General features: G+C 61.2%; 1 protein-coding gene. It reads left to right on the forward strand.

What is annotated here, in order from left to right; genetic code table 11:
- The first annotated feature begins 70 nt into the window (after positions 1-70).
- Positions 71-1,270 carry an IS256 family transposase gene (locus FHX16_RS31390; RefSeq protein WP_259132245.1) on the forward strand — a complete coding sequence of 400 codons (1,200 nt, stop codon included), beginning with the start codon at positions 71-73 and terminating at the stop codon, positions 1,268-1,270.
- Positions 1,271-1,339: the final 69 nt, after the last annotated feature.

The following is a 1,339-nucleotide window of genomic DNA, read 5'->3' on the forward strand; positions in this document are numbered from 1 at the left end:
AAGCGGCGGTCATCGAAGTTCTCCGGTAAAGTCGGGTTGCTCACACCAACCTGATTGGAAGGAACCACCGATGACCGATGTCATGATGAACCTGCGCACGCTCGTAGAGAAGACCCCCGACGCCGATATTTTGCGTGAGATGATCGGTTTTGCCGCTGAACGCCTAATGGAGATGGAGGTTGGGGCCTCCACCGGTGCCGCGTATGGCGAGAAGAACCCGTTGCGCATGGCTCAGCGCAACGGCTATCGCGACCGGGACTGGGAGACACGGGCCGGCACCGTCGAGTTGCGTATCCCCAAGCTCAGGAAGGGCACCTACTACCCGTCGTTCCTGGAGCCACGGCGCATGGCCGAGAAGGCGCTGACAGCCGTCATTCAGGAGGCTTACATCCAGGGCATCTCGACCCGCTCGGTCGACGACCTGGTTAAGGCAATGGGCATGAGCGGTGTCTCCAAGAGTCAGGTCAGTCGACTGTGTGAGGAGATCGACGGCAAAGTGAAGGCCTTCCTGGACCGACCGATCGAAGGCGACTGGCCATACCTCTGGGTCGACGCCACTTACCTCAAGGTGCGCCGTGGCGGCCGGATCGTTTCCGTTGCCGTCATCGTCGCCGTCGGTGTCAACACCGATGGTCGGCGCGAGGTTCTGGGCATGGAGGTCGGCACCTCCGAAGCGGAGCCAATCTGGACGGAGTTCCTACGCAAACTGACCCGGCGCGGCCTGCGCGGCGTCAGGCTCGTCGTCTCCGATGCACACGAAGGGATCAAGGCGGCAACCTCGAAGGTTCTCAGCGCGACCTGGCAGCGCTGCAGGGTTCATTTTGCCCGTAACGTGCTGGCACATGCCGGAAAGAGTGGCCGCCGCGTGGTGTCGGCATTCATCGCGACCGCCTTCGCCCAGGAGACGGCAGAGGCTGCAAGCCTGCAGTGGCGCGCCGTCGCTGACCAGATCCGTCCGAAGGTACCAAAGCTCGCCGCCATCATGGATGAGGCCGAACACGACGTCCTCGCCTATATGAGCTTTCCCAAAGAGCATCGCGTCAAGCTCCATTCGATCAATTCCCTTGAGAGGCTCAACGGCGAAATCAAGCGACGCACAGAGGTCGTCGGCATCTTCCCCAACGATGAGGCTATCGTCAGACTCGTCGGCGCGTTGCTGCTCGAACAGAATGACGAATGGGCCGTGCAGCGGGCACGCTATATGACCCTAGAAACTATCGGCCAGATGAGCGATGATCCTATGATCAGCTTGCCGGCAGTGGCACGTTGATCAGTCCGGCTCACGCCGGAGAGCATGGGACCAGAGCCGTCCAGTTACACCACTGCAGTGGGCACGATC

The sequence above is a fragment of the Rhizobium sp. BK661 genome (assembly GCF_024808825.1).
GTDB lineage: Bacteria > Pseudomonadota > Alphaproteobacteria > Rhizobiales > Rhizobiaceae > Rhizobium.

What these genes read in the sequence shown, in the direction of transcription:
- FHX16_RS31390 (WP_259132245.1), top strand. Translation starts at nt 71, where the DNA reads ATGACCGATGTCATGATGAACCTGCGCACGCTCGTAGAGAAGACCCCC.